The organism is Caulobacter sp. SSI4214 (genome assembly GCF_012184455.1).
Taxonomy (GTDB): Bacteria; Pseudomonadota; Alphaproteobacteria; order Caulobacterales; family Caulobacteraceae; genus Caulobacter; species Caulobacter vibrioides_E.
This window is the reverse complement of record NZ_SZWJ01000001.1, coordinates 1-14,827: the sequence shown is the minus strand read 5'-3', so window position 1 is coordinate 14,827 and position 14,827 is coordinate 1. Positions and strand designations below refer to the sequence as shown.

Annotated in this window: 14 protein-coding genes; 9 read left to right on the top strand and 5 right to left on the bottom strand. The window is 67.7% G+C overall.

Features of this window, described 5'->3' with window-relative positions:
- The first annotated feature begins 16 nt into the window (after positions 1-16).
- Genes FCU40_RS00070 through FCU40_RS00050 form a run of 5 tightly spaced genes read left to right on the top strand, consistent with a single transcriptional unit; the run spans position 17 to position 4,440 of the window.
- Positions 17-1,081 carry an LLM class flavin-dependent oxidoreductase gene (locus tag FCU40_RS00070; protein WP_168072019.1) on the top strand — a complete coding sequence of 355 codons (1,065 nt, stop codon included), beginning with the start codon at positions 17-19 and terminating at the stop codon, positions 1,079-1,081.
- Entirely contained in the window at positions 1,078-1,731 is a 654-nt protein-coding gene (locus FCU40_RS00065; RefSeq protein ID WP_168072017.1) for a cysteine hydrolase, read from the top strand. Before FCU40_RS00070 ends, FCU40_RS00065 begins: the two co-directional genes overlap by 4 nt.
- A gap of 3 nt (positions 1,732-1,734) precedes the next feature.
- A complete protein-coding gene (locus tag FCU40_RS00060) occupies positions 1,735-3,123 on the top strand; it encodes a peptidase M20 (RefSeq protein ID WP_168072015.1) in 1,389 nt (462 codons plus the stop codon).
- The gene (locus tag FCU40_RS00055) at positions 3,120-3,614 is read left to right on the top strand and encodes a flavin reductase family protein (RefSeq protein WP_168072013.1); all 495 of its coding nucleotides are present in this window, start codon (positions 3,120-3,122) and stop codon (positions 3,612-3,614) included. The genes FCU40_RS00060 and FCU40_RS00055 overlap by 4 nt, the downstream gene beginning before the upstream one ends.
- A 13-nt stretch (positions 3,615-3,627) precedes the next feature.
- The gene (locus tag FCU40_RS00050; RefSeq protein WP_168072012.1) at positions 3,628-4,440 is read left to right on the top strand and encodes a TauD/TfdA family dioxygenase; all 813 of its coding nucleotides are present in this window, start codon (positions 3,628-3,630) and stop codon (positions 4,438-4,440) included.
- 48 nt (positions 4,441-4,488) lie between these two features.
- Here the strand turns inward: FCU40_RS00050 and FCU40_RS00045 are convergent, their stop codons facing one another.
- The 3 genes from FCU40_RS00045 to FCU40_RS00035 are packed head-to-tail and all read right to left on the bottom strand — an operon-like array spanning position 4,489 to position 6,710.
- Positions 4,489-4,980: a VOC family protein gene (locus FCU40_RS00045; protein WP_168072010.1), complete on the bottom strand. Its 492-nt coding sequence runs from the start codon at positions 4,978-4,980 to the stop codon at positions 4,489-4,491.
- Positions 4,981-5,001: 21 nt separating this feature from the next.
- Positions 5,002-5,826 (bottom strand): oxidoreductase, encoded by an 825-nt coding sequence (locus FCU40_RS00040; protein WP_168072008.1) that lies wholly within the window; start codon positions 5,824-5,826, stop codon positions 5,002-5,004.
- Positions 5,826-6,710 (bottom strand): TauD/TfdA family dioxygenase, encoded by an 885-nt coding sequence (locus FCU40_RS00035; protein ID WP_241693518.1) that lies wholly within the window; start codon positions 6,708-6,710, stop codon positions 5,826-5,828. Before FCU40_RS00035 ends, FCU40_RS00040 begins: the two co-directional genes overlap by 1 nt.
- Positions 6,711-6,951: 241 nt before the next feature.
- Between FCU40_RS00035 and FCU40_RS00030 the strand changes: the two genes are divergently transcribed.
- Genes FCU40_RS00030 through FCU40_RS00015 form a run of 4 tightly spaced genes read left to right on the top strand, consistent with a single transcriptional unit; the run spans position 6,952 to position 11,064 of the window.
- Complete coding sequence (locus FCU40_RS00030) at positions 6,952-8,175, top strand: SRPBCC family protein (RefSeq protein ID WP_168072006.1); 1,224 nt, start codon at positions 6,952-6,954, stop codon at positions 8,173-8,175.
- A complete protein-coding gene (gene ygiD / locus FCU40_RS00025) occupies positions 8,172-8,966 on the top strand; it encodes a 4,5-DOPA dioxygenase extradiol (RefSeq protein WP_168071998.1) in 795 nt (264 codons plus the stop codon). Before FCU40_RS00030 ends, ygiD begins: the two co-directional genes overlap by 4 nt.
- Before the next feature lie 12 nt (positions 8,967-8,978).
- Complete coding sequence (locus tag FCU40_RS00020) at positions 8,979-10,055, top strand: acetamidase/formamidase family protein (RefSeq protein WP_168071996.1); 1,077 nt, start codon at positions 8,979-8,981, stop codon at positions 10,053-10,055.
- A 4-nt stretch (positions 10,056-10,059) separates the two neighbouring features.
- Entirely contained in the window at positions 10,060-11,064 is a 1,005-nt protein-coding gene (locus FCU40_RS00015; RefSeq protein WP_168071994.1) for a helix-turn-helix domain-containing protein, read from the top strand.
- A 25-nt stretch (positions 11,065-11,089) separates the two neighbouring features.
- Here FCU40_RS00015 and FCU40_RS00010 read toward each other — a convergent pair whose 3' ends face one another.
- Positions 11,090-14,167 carry an efflux RND transporter permease subunit gene (locus FCU40_RS00010; RefSeq protein WP_168071992.1) on the bottom strand — a complete coding sequence of 1,026 codons (3,078 nt, stop codon included), beginning with the start codon at positions 14,165-14,167 and terminating at the stop codon, positions 11,090-11,092.
- A gap of 3 nt (positions 14,168-14,170) precedes the next feature.
- On the bottom strand, positions 14,171-14,827 hold a 657-nt coding region (locus FCU40_RS00005), incomplete at its 5' end, for an efflux RND transporter periplasmic adaptor subunit (RefSeq protein ID WP_168071990.1).

Here is a 14,827-nt window from a genome sequence, read left to right as displayed (position 1 = left end):
GACACAGAGAGAAGCCATGTTCCACCGTCCTTCCCAGCACAAGGATTTCGGGGTCTTCCTGCCGGTCGCCAATGGCGGTTGGATCATCTCGAAGACCACGCCGACGCTCGATGGCCTCTATGCGCAAAATCGCGCGGCGGCCGTGAAGGCCGACGAGGTCGGCATGGATTTCGTGATGTCGATGGGCAAGTTCCGCGGCTTCGGCGGCGAGACCGACCACTGGGGCACGGCGCTCGAGTCCGTCACCATGATGGCCGGCATCGCCGAGGCCACCAAGAACGTGAAGATCTGGGCGACCATCCATCCGTTGCTTCAGAACCCGGCCGTGGCGGCCAAGATGATCGCCACCCTCGACCACATCAGCGGCGGTCGCGCCGGGCTCAACATCGTGGCCGGCGCCTATAAGGGCGAGTTCGACCAGATGGGCGCGTGGGACGACAGCCTGACCCACGATGACCGCTACGCCCTGACCGAGGAATGGACCACGATCGTCAAGCGCCTGTGGTCCGAGGACAGCGTCGACTTCGCCGGCAAGTACTTCACGATGAAAGACTGCCAGTCCAAGCCCAAGCCGCTGTCCAAGCCCCGCCCGGACCTGGTCTGCGCCGGCATGAGCGACCGGGGCTTCCAGTTCTCGGTGCGTGAGGCCGACGTCTGCTTCATCGGCGGCCGCACACCCGACGAGCGTCGCGACGCCTCGCTGCGGGCCAAGAAGACCGCCGAGACGATGGGCAAGACGATCAAGACTTTCGCCATGTGCACGGTTGTTCATGGCGACACCGACGCGGACGCCGAGGCCAAGGTCGAGCACTACAAGAGCGGCGCCGACATGGGCGCCATCCTGGCCATGCTCGAAAGCTGGGGCGTGCCGGCCGAGAAGCTGTCGAGCGTGGCGGCGGCTCAAGGCGCGTTCATGACCCAGACCGTGGTGGGCGCGCCGAAGACCTGCGCGGCGCAGATCGAGGAATTCCTGCGCTACTGCGAGCTGGACGGCCTGATGATGATCTTCCCCGACTATGTGGAAGGGCTGACCATGTTCGGGTCCGAGATCCTGCCGGGCCTGCGGGCGGTGTTCTCGTGAACGCCGTGACGACGAGCGCGAACCTCGCCGACGGCTTGGCGACCTGGATCGCCCCGTCGCGAACGGCTGTCCTGGTGATCGACATCCAGGTCGACTTCGCCTCGCCGGACGGCGCGCTGGGCGCCTATGTCGACATGACCGCGGTACGGCCCGCCGTGGCCGCCGCCGAGCGGCTGGTCGAGACCGCGCGGCGGGCCGGTGTTCCGGTGGTCTTCGTCGGTCTCTTCACCACGCCCGAAGCGGACTCGCCGAGCTGGAAGGAACGCCTGCGTCGCCGAGGCGGCAATGCCGAAGACGAGAGCGCTCTTTGCCGCGAGGGCGAGGTCGGCTCGGATTTCTACGGCCCCAAGCCCTTGCCGGGCGAGGCCGTGGTGAAAAAGACCCGCTACAGCGGCTTCCTGGGCACCGACCTCGACGCGCGGCTCAAGGCCCTGGGCGTGGACACCCTGGTGGTGGCCGGCCTGACCACCGAGTGCTGCGTCGACAGCACCGTGCGCGACGCCTTCAACCTCGACTACCACGTGTTCGTCGCCGCCGACGCCTGCGCCGCTTACGAGGCCGACATCCACGCGGCGTCGCTGAAGGTGATGGACCTGAACAGCGCGATCCTGACCGACACCGCTCAGGTCGCCGCCGCCTGGAGCGCCTGACCCATGGCCGATGGCTTTCCGACCCTGGGCGCCAGCGCGCCTTACAAGGTCACCGACGCCGATCGCGCGGCCATCGCCGCCGCCATCGACGAGACCGAGATCGTCGAGCTGGCCCTGACGCTGGGCAACATTCCCGCGCCCTCCGGCAAGGAGCTGGAAGTGGCGACCTATGTCCACGACTGGATGACGCGCGAGGGCTTCTCGCCGCGCAGGGTCGGGGCCACGCCCGAGCGGCCCAACATCATCGGGACATATGGCGGCAAGGGCGTCGGCAAGAACTTGCTGTTCACGGCGCACCTCGACACCGAGGCCCCCACCTGGAACCCTGATCTCGACGCCTACAAGTACGCGCCCGAGACTCTGGCCAATCCGGAGTGGGAAAAGTGCTGGCTGGAGGACGGCAAGCTCTATGGCTACCCGATCGCCAATGATCGCGGCCCGATGAGCTGCTTCCTGATCGCCGCCAAGGCGCTGAAAAAGGCTGGCTATGACCTGGCCGGCAAGATGTACCTGACCGCCTGTCCCGGCGAGATCGGCCCCGAGCCGATCGAGGAGCACCGGGGCGTGGCCTATATGGGCAAGGACATCGGGGCTCACTACCTGTTCCATCACGGCGGCGTCGCGCCCGACTACGCCATCGCCGCCGAGGGCTGCGACTTCGGGCTGACCTGGGTGGGGTGCGGCTACGCCGTGTTCCGGTTCCAGGTGTGGGGCGAGGGGGTCTTCACCCCGCTGCTGGAGCATCCGGCGACCGCCGCTCAGCATCCCAATCCGATCTACAAGCTCGGCAAGCTGACCGAGGCCATCCACGCCTGGAGCGGCGAGTACGAGAAGAAGAGCCGTTACGACAGCCCCGGCGGCGTCGCCCAGCCCAAGTCGCAGATCGCCTCGGTGCGCGGCGGCATTCCGTTCGCCTTTGGAGCCGGGACCGAGCTGGTCAACCTCTATCTGGAGGTGGGCCTGACGCCCAAGCAGCGGGTCGCCGAGGTTCAGCACTCGCTGGAGGCCATGGTGCGAGAGGCCGGCCTGGGCCGGATCGACATCGAGCCGGTCGTTGTACGCCACGGCTTCGAGGCCGACGCGGCCGAGGTGGCCCCGCTGGTCGGCGCCGTCGATGCCGCCACCCAGCTGGGGCTCGGCCATCCGGTCGCTCTGGCCAATCCGGTCTATTCCAGCATGTGGCGAGACCACAACGTCTTCAACATGCATCGGATTCCGGCCATCACCACCGGCTTCCGCCGCTGGCGGCCGACGCCGAAGGACCTGGTCGACAGCGCCCTGATCTACGCCCTGACGGCCCTGGCGATCTGCGGTCGCGCCGAAGAGGGTGAAGCCGGCCGCCGTCCGGCTTCGGCGGTCTATCCCGACAATCCGTTCGGAAACGCCGAATGAGCGCCGTGTCTCGAGTCCAAAGCCCCGAGCCGGCGGACTTCCGCAAGGCGATGAGCAGTTTCGCCGCCGGCGTGACGGTGGTGACCGGCTGTCACGAGGGGCGCCTGGTCGGAACCACGGTCAGCGCCTTCAGCTCGGTGTCGATGGACCCGCCGCTGGTCATGGTCTGCCTCAAGCGCGACAGCCGCACCCTGGCGGCGCTTAGCCAGACCAAGGCGTTCTGCGTCAACATCCTGGCCCAGGAGCAGGGCGACTTGGCCTACCGCTTCGCCAAGAGCGGCGCCGACGACCGTTTCGCTCTGACCGCCGTCGAGGCGAGCGCCAGCGGCGCGCCGTTGCTGGCTGGCTGCGTGGCGGCGATCGAGTGCGACCTGCACGCCGCCCACGACGGCGGCGATCACGAAATCCTGGTCGGACGCGTCCTGCGCGTCGTGACCGATGAAACCAAGACGCCGCTGGTCTATGTGCGCGGCGCCTTCTTGAACGCTTAGGAGGTGGCCGCGCATGGCCTATGACGTGCTCGACGTGAAGCCCATGACCCGCCGGATCGGCGCGGAGATCTTCGGCGTCGACCTGGGCAAGCCGCTCTCGAACCGCCAGTTCGAGGAAATCCATCAGGCCCTGACCCAGCACCAGGTGATCTTCTTTCGCGACCAGGACATGTCGCATGAGGCGCACAAGGATTTAGGCCGCAAGTTCGGGAACTTGGCCATACATTCTGGCGTGCCCGGACTGCCGGACCATCCGGAGATCGTGGCCATCCACGCCGACGCCAATTCCAAGTTCGTGGCGGGCGAGAACTGGCATTCGGACCTGACCTGCGATCCCGAGCCGCCTCTGGGCAGCATCCTTTACATGAAGGTCCTGCCGGAAGACGGCGGCGACACCTGCTTCGCCAGCATGTACTGGGCCTACGACACCCTGTCGGACCGGATGAAGGCCTATCTGGAGGGGCTGAACGCCGTTCACGACGCCAACCCGGTCTACAAGGCGATCTTCCCGGACATCGACCGGAAGTACAATTGCTCGTCCCACCCGATCGTCCGCACCCACCCGGTCAGCGGTCGCAAGAGCCTGTTCGTCAATCCGTCCTACACCACCCACATCGAAGGCGTGTCCAAGGCCGAGAGCAACGCGATCTTGAACTATCTCTACCAGCACGCCAGCAATCCGGATTTCCAGGTGCGTTTCCGCTGGAAGGAAAATTCGGTGGCCTTCTGGGACAATCGCTGCACCTGGCATCAGGCGATTTGGGATTATTTCCCCGACACGCGCACCGGCTACCGGGTGACCATCGCGGGCGACAAGCCCTTCTAGTCATGGGCGCCCCGCGCGCCGGGGGCGACCCTGGCGCGCGGCGGCTGGCTATTCTCGGGTGTAGTCCGTCGGAATCTGGGGATCCGAGCCGGCCTTGCCCCACAGCACGATTTCGTTGCCCCACGGGTCGCGGAAGGCGTGGTTGTAGCCGTTGAATTCCTTCCAGTAGTGGTTCTTCCACAGCAGGGTCGCGCCTAGCGCCTCGGCGGCGCCCAGGATGCGGTCGGCGCTGTCGTCGTCGCTGATCAGAACCCAAATGCGCGGCTTGCGCCCCTCGGTGCTCAGCCCGCGAGGCTCGACGCCTTCCGGCTCGGGGTGCGGGCGGGCGTTGGCGGCCTTGAAGATGCCGAGGTGCAGGTTGCCGATCTCGCTGTCGGTCCCGTCGGGCTTCTTGAAGAAGCCGCCGGGCACCATGCGGTGGTAGACGCCCTCGGGACGAGCGTCGTTCTCCCAGCCGAACACCTGGGCGTAGAACGCGCCGGCGGCGGAAGGGTCGTCTGAAGCCAGGTCCACGAAGATCAGGGTATTGGGCTTTGTCACGGGAAAAGCTCGCGTTTCAGGTCAAGTCTTGAAGCTGATCGAGAGACTCAGGGCCTTCCAGGCCTCGATGTCGGCGGCCAGGGTTTCGGCGGCGTGGCGCGCGTACTTCAGGGCGTCCTCGCCCAGCAGCAGGTGCATCGGCGGATCCTCGACATCGGCGATGGCCAGGATGGCCTGGGCGGCCTTGGCGGGATCGCCAGGCTCCTGGCCGGCGTGCTCGGCCATGATCCGCTCGGCGTCCCGGGCTAGACCGTCATAGTCGGTGAGCTTTTGGGCCACGAGGGTCTTGGAACTCGAGGCGAAGTCAGTGCGCAGGCCGCCCGGCGCGACGTTGACGACCTTGACGCCGAGCTCGGCCACTTCCTGGGCGAGCGATTGGGTCAGGCCCTCCAAGGCCCACTTGCTGGCGCAGTAGACGCCCGTGCCGGCCCAGACCGCCAGGCCCGAGACCGAGGTGATATTGATGATCCGGCCGGCGCGACGCGCGCGCATCGCCGGCAGGGCCGCCTTCAGCACCGCCAGAGGGCCGATGACATTGGTTTCGAACTGGGCCCGGACCTCGTCCAGCGAAGCTTCCTCGACCGCGCCGACAAGGCCGTAGCCGGCGTTGTTGACCAGGACGTCGATCCGTCCGGTCACCGTTTCGGCCTTGGCCACGGCGGTCTTCACGGCGGCTTCGTCGGTGACGTCGAGGATCAAGGCGTGTCCGCCACGGGCAGCGAAGGCAGCGGCCGCCTCGGGCTTGCGAACCGTGCCCACGACGACGTCGCCCCGGTCGAGGGCCGCCAGGGCGATGTCTCGCCCAAGGCCGCCCGAAACGCCGGTGATGAACCAGGTCTTGGCCATCAGTACGGCTTGTCGCCCTTGACCCACAGCCGATGCATGGTCCGGAAGTACTTGGTGTCGTCGTAAAGCGTGCCGGTATGCAGGGTGCAGCGGTTGTCCCACATCAAGAGGTCGCCGACCCGCCACTTGTGGCGATAGACGAACTGGTCCTGGGTCATGAACTCGACCAACTCGTCCAGCAGCGCCAGACCCGCCGGGCCGGGCATGCCGATCACCTCGGTGACGGTGCCGGTCGAGGGCCATAGCGCCTTTCGGCCGTCGGCCGGATGCGTGCGGATCAGCGGGTGTTCGACGTCGGGATTGGCCGCCTCCATCTCCGGCGACAGGGTCTGCTGTTCGCCGAACGTCCGTGTGGCCATGAAATGCTTGTAGCTGTGATGCAGCTTCAGCCCCTCCAAGAGGGCCTGCCGGTCGGCGGGCAGAGCGTTCCAGGCGGCGCAACCATCGGCCAGCAGCGTGTCAGAGCCTTCCTCCGGCACTTCGACCGCGTAGAGCATGGTCAGCATCACCGGTTCGGGTTTGTAGCTGTAGTCGGTATGCCAGCCGACGCCATCGTTGTGCGCGCCGATCGGCTTGCCGTCGACCACACGGTTCGAGAGGATGAAGATCTTCGGGTATCCCTTGAGCGTAAAACGCGTTTGCGTGTGATCTTCGGCCTCCCCGAAGCGGCCGATGAAGCGCATCAGGTCGTCAGGCGTCATCTTCTGGTCGCGCAGGGCGATCGCGCCGTGGCGATGAAAGGTGTCGACCACCTGGTCTAGCGCCGCGTCGGAGGCGGTCGCCAAATCAAGCCCCGTGATCTCGGCGCCGAAGCCGGCCTTCAGATCCTTGATGGCGATGTCGGCGGTCGGCGTCATGGCGTCCTCGAAGATGCGATCATTCACGGAACCTAGGCTCGCCGACCGGATCGGTCTTGCCCAAACGCGCACGAAAGCTTTCTCGTCGCCCTGGCGGATGATTGGGCCTTGGGCGCCGAAGGCGGACTTGCGGCGCCCAGCGCTCACGGATGCGGCGATCGGCGCGCGGGGGCGTTTGACGACCAACTCTTCGTGCGCGCTGAGGCAAGACCCGCTCATGGTCCGGTCCTAGCGTCAGGGTCGACTTCGACTTTCAGAGCGCCTCACGATGAACCCGCGCCCGAGCTTTCTCAGCGACGCCTTTTTCGACGGCCTTTCACGGTCGATGCTGGGCGTCGAGGCCGCCGAGACCCTGCCGCCGGCCTGCTACACCGACGCCGACTTCTACGAGTTCGAGAAGGAGGCGCTGTTCAATCATGAATGGCTGTGCGTCGGGCGCGTGGACTGGGTCAAGGAGCCAGGCGACTTCTTCACGACGCGCATCATCGGCGAGCCAATCATCGTCACGCGCAATCGCGACAACGAGATCAAGGCGATGTCGGCCGTATGTCAGCATCGCGCCATGCTGGTGGCCGAGGGACGGGGCAACACGCGCGGCTTCGTCTGTCCCTATCACCACTGGGTCTACTCGCTGAACGGCGATCTGGTGAACGCGCCGGCGATGGAGCGGACTTGCGACTTCGACAAGAAGGCGGTGAAGCTGCCGACCTTCAAGGTCGAGATCTGGCTGGGCTTCATCTTCATCAATTTCGACGCCGAGGCTCCGCCGCTGGCCCCGCGTCTGGAGGCGGTGGAGGCCGCCATCGCCAATTACGACCTGACGAACGCCGAGGGGCTTTCGCCGCCGATGACCGGTCAGTTCGCCTGGAACTGGAAGGTGATGTTCGAGAACAACAACGATGGCTATCACGCTAGCAAGCTGCACCGGGGGCCGCTGCACGACTTCATTCCCAGTGAGCTGTGCAGCTTCCCCGAGGCCGGAGCGGGCGACGCGGGTTTCCTGCGCTTCAATGGCACGCTGCACGCCGATGTCAGCTTCAATCCGACCCAGAAGGCCGTGCTGCCGGTCTTTCCAAAGCTGAGCGAGACCGATCGAAACCGCGCGACCTTCGCCAATATCCCGCCGACGCTGTCGCTGGTGATGACCAGCGACATGGTCATCTATCTGATCCTGCGGCCGACGGGCCCCGAGACCATGGAACAGGACACCGGCCTTCTGGTGGCGCCGGGCGCGACCGAGACGCCCGGCTTCGAGGAGCGCCTCGAGATGATCATGACCTCGGCGGGCAAGATCATCGCCCAGGACATGCATGTCGACGAACTGGTTCAGCAGGGCCTGCGCTCGCGGTTCGCCATCCGGGGCCGCTATTCCTGGCAGGAGGGGGCGCAGGTGCAGTTCAACCGCTGGCTGACGCCGCGCTACCAACGGGCCTGGACGGCCCTGAAGGCTGCCGGCGCGCCGGCGCCCGCCAACGAGGAGGCCGCCGCGTGAGCCGCTTGCCGGTCATCTTCTTCGGTCACGGCAGCCCGATGATCGCGCTGGAGTCCAACGACACCACAAGGACCTGGAAGGCCATCGGCGACGCCGTTGGTAAGCCCAAGGCGATCCTCTGCGTTTCGGCGCACTGGCTGACGCGCGGCATAGCGGTGACGGCCATGACCAAGCCGCGCACCATCCATGATTTCGGAGCATCCTTTCCCAAGGCCCTGTTCGACCAGCAATATCCCGCGCCGGGTTCACCCGAGCTGGCCGCGCGGGTTCGCGAGATCCTCGCGCCGACGCCGGTGGCGCTGGACGAGAGCGGCTGGGGCTTGGACCACGGGACATGGTCGGTGCTGGGCAAGGCCTTTCCCGCCGCCGACGTGCCGGTGGTGCAGCTGGGCATGGACGCGACGAAGCCGCCGGCCTGGCACTTCGAGATCGGCCAGCGCCTGGCGCCGCTCAGAGACGAAGGCGTGCTGATCGTCGGCACCGGCAATATCGTCCATAACCTACCGGCCATGGACTGGGGCGACCGCCACTGCCGGCCCTACGACTGGTCCCAGCGGTTCAACGACTACATCAAGACCGCCATCGTCGAGGACGCGCCCGAGCGGGCGGTGGATTTCGAGAGCCAGGGCCAGGACGCCCAGCGCTCGGTTCCGACGCCCGACCATTACTGGCCGCTGCTTTACGTGCTGGGCGCGCGCCAGCCCGGCGACCGCGTCGCCTTCGCCCCAGATCACATCGAGCACGGCTCCTTGAGCATGACCACGGTCACGCTCACGCCTCAAGCCGCCTGATCGGAGACTTCGATGTCCTTTATCTGCGAACCCGGCCAGACCCGCCCCGACGTCCTTCCGGGCGCGCTGCACCATCTGAAAGCCACCCCTCAGACCGTGCACTGGGGTTATTTCGACCCGGCGACCCCGCCTTCGCTGCGCATCAAGAGCGGTGACCTTGTTCAGGCCGAGGCCATTACCCACCATGCCGGCGACGCGCCGGAACTGATGATGGACGAAGGCGTCACCCGGATCTTCAAGGAGATCCCCGAGGACGATCGCAACCCCGGCGTCCACATCATGACCGGGCCGATCTATGTCGAGGACGCCAAGCCGGGCGACGTGCTGGAAGTGCGCTACCTGCGCATGGTCCCGCGCAACAATTACGGCTCCAATCTCGCGGCCAACTGGGGTCACCTCTACAAGGATTTCGACGAGAAGGAGCGGGTGACGATCTACGAGCTGGACCCGAACACCAACACCGCCAGCGCCCTTTATGCCTACGATTTCGAAGGCAAGTACCTGATCCCGGGCACGATCACCCACTGCCCCGCGTGCGATCGCCAGCCGGCCCTGAAGGGCGTTCGCGTGCCCGCTCGTCCGCACCTGGGCACCGCCGGCGTCGCGCCCGCGGTCGAGGGTCGCGTCAGCACCATCCCGCCGGGCGAGCATGGCGGCAATATCGACAACTGGCGTATCGGGGCCGGGGCGACGATGTACTACACCGTTCAGGTCGAGGGCGGCCTGTTCTCGATCGGCGACCCCCACGTCAGCCAGGGCGATGGCGAGATCTCGGGCACCGCCATCGAAAGCTCGCTGAACGTCCTGATGCAGATCGTTCTACGCAAGGATATCCAGACGCCGGGCCCGCTGCTGGAGACGCCCAAATGGTGGATCGTCCACGGCTTCAACGAGGATCTTGACCTGGCTATGCGCGACGCCTCGACCAAGATGCTGAGCCTGCTCAGCGACCAGGTCGGGCTGTCGCGGAACGACGCCTATTCGCTGATGAGCGTGGCGGCCGACTTCGGCGTCACCCAGGTGGTCGACGGCACTCAAGGCTGCCACGTGCGAGTGCCGCGCGACATCTTCCCCAAGATGCGGGACTAGGCGCATGAAGGCCTGGTCGTTCAGCACCGAAAGCCACCCTCGGGCCGAGCGGGCGGAAGCCTGGCGCGAGGCCATGGGGCGGCTTGGCCTTCCGATCGAAGGCCTTTCGGATGGCGAGCCGGCGGCGGCCTCGGTGGTGTGCCTGACCTCGCCGCTGGGGATCGAATTCGCCTTGGTCGAGGCTGGCGCCCAGACGATTTCGGGGCGCCTCTCGGGGCAGCCGGCGGCGGTCTGGCTGGCGGTGCTGCTTCACGGCGAGGCGACCTTGGTCACCGAGGACCTGGCCGCCAGCATATCGCCGGGCGACATCGCCTTTGGCCCGACCGGACACGCCGCGGCCCTCCGCCTTGAGACACGCTCGCGCCTGCTGTTCGTGCGCGCGCCGCGCGTGGCGCTGGATCACCGCTTGATCAAGCCTTTCAATTTGCGTGTGGGTTGGCTCGAGGGCTCCCAGGGCGTGCCGCGCATTCTGTCCGACCTGTTGCGGGCGACGGCGGAGGAGCTGGAGAACCTTTCGGTCGATCAGCTGCGGCCGGTCGACCTGGCCCTGACCGAGTTCCTGGCGCAGTGCCTGCTGGAGCGCGGCGCGGCCAACGCGGACGCCGCCGACGCCTCGACGCCGACGGCGCACCTGCAGCGGCTTTGCCAGACCATCGAGACCCTGTTGCCCGACCCGGACCTCTCCCTGCGCCGCGTCGCGGACGAGGAGGGCGTCTCGCCGCGTTACGTGCAGAAGCTGTTCGCCTCGGCCAACGAGACGTTCAGCCATTATCTGCGGTCGCGTCGGCTGGATCGCTGCCGCATCGACCTGGCCAGTCCGCAACACGCGCGGCTGTCGATCTCCGAGATCTGCTTCCGCTGGGGCTTCAACGGTTCGGCCCATTTCAGCCGGGCCTTCCGCGAGCAGTACGGCCAGTCGCCGAGGGAGTTTCGGCAGGGACGAGAAATCCCCCGCGCCAGCGACGGCGCGCCTCGGCTTCCGCCTGAAATCTATTCGAGTCCGGCCTGACCGAGACGCCTCGAACCTGTGTTCTCTAGGCGCGTCGGGCGCGACCAAAGCGCCAGATCAAGGCCGGCAGCAGGACTAGGCTGGCCAGGGTCGAGCTGACAAGGCCGCCCAGGATGACGATCGCCATCGGTCCTTGGATCTCGCGCCCGGCCTGGCCCGTCTGGACCGCCAGCGGCAGCACGCCCAGGGCGGTGACCAGGGCGGTCATCAGGATCGGCGTGACGCGCTCGCGGGTCGCGCGGATCAGGGTCGCCAGCGACCAGGTCTGTCCCTCGGCGGTGATCAGGTGATCCAGGTGCGAGACCAGCAGGATCGCGTTGCGGGCCGCCACCCCGAACAAGGTGACGAAGCCGACCAGCGAGCCCAGCGAGAGACTGGCTCCGGTCAGGGCCACGGCCGCCACCCCGCCCACGAGGGCGAAAGGCGCGGCGGCGACGATCAGCGCCACGGCCCGGCCGTCGCCGAACGCGATCAGCAGCACCGCGACGATGGCGCCCAGGGCGATGGCGATATTGAAGGCCAGTTCCCGTTGCGCCGCCCGCGCGCCCGCGGCCGCGCCGCCATAGTCAAGATAGACGCCGGCGGGCAGGACGACCTGCTTGGCGATCGCCTTCTGGACCGCGTCGGTGACCTTCTGGGCGTCCTTGGGCGCCGGATTGGCGGTGACGACCTGACGCTGGCGGCCGCCTTCGTGCGAGACGCTGGTTCGACCCTCGGCGAGGGCGACCCGGGCGACCGATTTCAGCGGAACGACCATGCCCGAACTGGACCGCAGCAGCAGATCGCCGACGCTTTCGGGATCCTGGCGCAGCTCGGGGCGGGTGGTCACGGCGATGTCGATCGCCCGGGTCTCTTCGTAGATCTGAGCGGCGGTCGCGCCCTGATAGGCGGTCTGCACGGCCTGCAAGGCTTCGGCGGGCGTCAGGCCGTAGCGCGCCAGGGCGGGCAGGTCGAGATCGACGCGCACCACGGGCGTGCCCGGCGGGGTCTGGACCTTCACGTCGACCGCGCCCGGGACCTTTTCCATCACCGCCGCGATCTGGGCGGCCGTCCTGTCCAGGGTGTCGAGGTCGGCGCCGTAGACGCCCACGCTGAGCGCGGCCGTTTCACCGGTCAGAGACTCGCCGATGCGGTCGCCCAGGAAGGTCATCACCTCGCTGCGCAGGCCTGGATAGGCGTCGAGTGTCTCGTGGATGGCCTTCTGAATGCGGTCCTGGTCCTTGCCCGACAGGTGCGGCTTCAGTTCGACGTGGAACTCGCTGCGCTCGGGGCCGAAGGTGTCTTCGCCGCCCGGCGACCGGCCAATCTGTTGTTCGACGGTGGCGACGCCAGGAATGGCCAGCAGATCGCGGGTGACCCCCTCGCCGTATCGCCGCATGACATTCAGCGAGGTTCCTGGCGGCGTGGAGACGACGAGGACGAAGTGCCCCTCGCGAAAGCTGGGCAGAAGCTCCGAATTGAACAGCAACAGGCCGCCGGCGGTGAGCAGGGTCGCGGCCACGGCGGCGATAAGAGCCCAGGTGGAGCGATCGCAGACGCGGGTCAGCACGCCTTCGTGCCAGGCCTTGGCGCGGGTCAGGAAGGCGGGTTCGTCGGGCAAGCGCGCCCTGTCCAACATCAGCAGGGCCAGCGGCGGCGTGACCACGATGGCGACGGCCAAAGACGCCGCCGTCGCCACGATAAACGCGGCGGCCAGCGGCGCGAAGAACGCGCCTTGCAGGCCATGCAGCAGCAGCACCGGAACCAGCACCAGGGCCACGACGAGCGTCGCGTAGATCACCGGCGCGCGCACCTCCAGCGAGGCGGCCAGAACGATGTCGGCGGCGGCTTCCTCGCCCCGCAGCCGCAAGCGGCGCACGATGTTCTCCACATCGATCACGGCGTCGTCGACCACCACGCCCAGGGCGACGGCCAGGCCGCCGAGGGTCATGGTGTTGATGGTCCAGCCCAGGCGGTCCAGTACGATCACGGCGGTCAGCAGCGACAGCGGGATCGAGACGAAGGACACCGCCACCGCGCGGAGACCTCGCATGAAGACGAGCAGGACCAACGCGATCAGCACCGCCCCGATCACCAGGTCCTCGGTGATGCCGGAAAGGGCGGTCCCGATGAAGTTGGCCGGACGGTGCAGCCCGGCCTCCATTCTGACGCCCTGGGCGTCCAGCGCGGGCTTCAGCTCGGCGAGCGAGGCCTCGACCGCGCGCGTGGCGTTCAGGGTGTTGGCTCCATATTGGCTGGAGAGGCTGACCAGCACGCCGGGCTTGCCCATGATCAGGGCTTCGCCGACATCGGGCGCCGGCGCGGAGACCACATCGGCGACGTCGCCGATCCGGACGGGCGCGCCCGATTGGCCCCCGACATTGATCGGCGCGGCGGCGATGTCGGAAGGCGAGCGCGCCTGGCCGCGCGCCTCGATCAGGATGCGCTGTTCGGGGGTGTCGATGAAGCCGCCGCCGCTGACGCCGGTGGCGGTCTTCACGGCGGCGACGAGATCACCGAGGGAAAGGTCGCGGGCCGCCAGATCGGCGGGACGGGCGCGAACCTCGAAACGGCGCACCTCGCCACCATAGACCGTGGCGCGGGCCACGCCGGGCGTCGCCAGCAGGCGCGGCCGCACCGTCCATTGCACCAGATCGCGCAGCGCCATCGGGCTCAGCTTATCGGAGGTGAAGCCGATCTTCAGCAGGTCCATGGTCGATGAGGTCAGCGGAGCGACCTTGGGGGCGTCGACGCCCGCCGGCAGGGTTCCGTTGATCTCGCCCAACGCCTCGGCCACGACCTGGCGGGCGCGATACGGATCCGAGCCTTCGGCGAACACCACATTGACCACCGACAGGCCCTGGATGGACTCCGAGCGCACGGCCGCGACGCCGGCGGCGCCGTTGACCGCTTGCTCGACCGGTCGCGTGACCAGTTGCTCGACCTGTTCGGCGGTCAGGCCCGGGGCCTCTGTCTGGACCTCGGCCTGGGCGGGGACGAAATCGGGGAAGACGTCGAACTTGGCGCGCGACAGGGTCAGGCCGCCGTAGACCAGCAGCACCAGCGCCGCGACGGCGACCAGGCGAGGCCGGTCCAGCGACCAGCGGACGATGGCGGAGAGCACGGTCTAGTCCTCGTCCTTCTTGGCGTCCGACTTGGGCGGCGCGGTTTCGGCCGCCAGAAGCGCCGCCGCGCCTTCGACGACGACGAGCTCGCCAGGCCTGAAGCCGGTCGGCGCGAACAGGCCGTCCATCTGGGGCGCGCCGCCGACCACTGGCCGGCGCTCGAACTGGTCGGCGCCCTTGCGGACATAGGCGAAGGTGAGCCCGCCGACGCGCACGAGGCCCGCGCGCGGCAGAACGACGCCGGCCGCGCCATCGGCGCGATCCAGGATGGCGGTGGCGGTCATGCCCACCGACAGCAAAGCGGCCTTGGGACCGGAGACCAGGCCGATCAGTCCGGCGGATTGGAGGCGCGGGTCGGCGACGCGGGCGACGCCGAGGACCGTGGCCGTCGCGCTGCCTTGCGGGCCGAGGTCCAGGCGCATGGTACGAACGCCTTCCAGGCTAGCGGCGGCGTCGACGCGCACCAGCGCCGCCCGCCCGGACGCGACGTCCGCGATCACGCGCGCGCGGCGAGCATCGGCGGCGAAAGCGGGGCCCCACTCCAGGGCCACCCGACGGCGCAACAGCGCCAGCTTGATAGCGTCGGCCCGCGCTTGCGCCCGAGCGGCCTCGGCCACCTTGCGCGACACGGTGGCGTCTTCGGCGGCCAGGGCCTTCTC

What these genes read in the sequence shown, in the direction of transcription:
- FCU40_RS00070 (WP_168072019.1), top strand. Translation starts at nt 17, where the DNA reads ATGTTCCACCGTCCTTCCCAGCACAAGGATTTCGGGGTCTTCCTGCCG.
- FCU40_RS00060 (WP_168072015.1), top strand. Translation starts at nt 1,735, where the DNA reads ATGGCCGATGGCTTTCCGACCCTGGGCGCCAGCGCGCCTTACAAGGTC.
- FCU40_RS00055 (WP_168072013.1), top strand. Translation starts at nt 3,120, where the DNA reads ATGAGCGCCGTGTCTCGAGTCCAAAGCCCCGAGCCGGCGGACTTCCGC.
- FCU40_RS00050 (WP_168072012.1), top strand. Translation starts at nt 3,628, where the DNA reads ATGGCCTATGACGTGCTCGACGTGAAGCCCATGACCCGCCGGATCGGC.
- FCU40_RS00040 (WP_168072008.1), bottom strand. Translation starts at nt 5,826, where the DNA reads ATGGCCAAGACCTGGTTCATCACCGGCGTTTCGGGCGGCCTTGGGCGA.
- FCU40_RS00030 (WP_168072006.1), top strand. Translation starts at nt 6,952, where the DNA reads ATGAACCCGCGCCCGAGCTTTCTCAGCGACGCCTTTTTCGACGGCCTT.
- FCU40_RS00020 (WP_168071996.1), top strand. Translation starts at nt 8,979, where the DNA reads ATGTCCTTTATCTGCGAACCCGGCCAGACCCGCCCCGACGTCCTTCCG.
- FCU40_RS00015 (WP_168071994.1), top strand. Translation starts at nt 10,060, where the DNA reads ATGAAGGCCTGGTCGTTCAGCACCGAAAGCCACCCTCGGGCCGAGCGG.